The sequence below is a fragment of the Alcanivorax sp. HI0044 genome, assembly GCF_001634945.1.
On record NZ_LWEZ01001006.1, the window covers coordinates 1 to 296 of the forward strand.

The window sequence follows — 296 nt, forward strand, 5'->3', positions numbered from 1 at the left end:
TGGGCACTGGCTGGGCTGGCACCCAGTCCTCAAGGCAGGTTTCAAAGTCGTCACGGTCGATCATCTGTGCCCCCATGGACATGAGGTGAGGGTTCTCGATCTGGGCATCAAGCAGGCGGATATCCAGTGCACGGGCCAGGTTGCGTAGTGCCACCAGTGCCACCTTGGAGCCGTTGCGCTGCGGGGAAGCCATGGATTCACCAAAGAACATCTGGCCAAGCTGAACGCCATAGAGGCAGCCGGCCAGCGACCCGTTTTGCCGGATTTCTACGCTGTGGGCATAACCTTGCTGATGC

1 protein-coding gene is annotated in these 296 nt (G+C 59.8%); it reads right to left on the reverse strand.

All coding sequences use genetic code 11. The features are described from left to right. On the reverse strand, nucleotides 1-296 hold a 296-nt coding region (locus tag A3730_RS11905; protein ID WP_304439494.1), incomplete at both ends, for a leucyl/phenylalanyl-tRNA--protein transferase.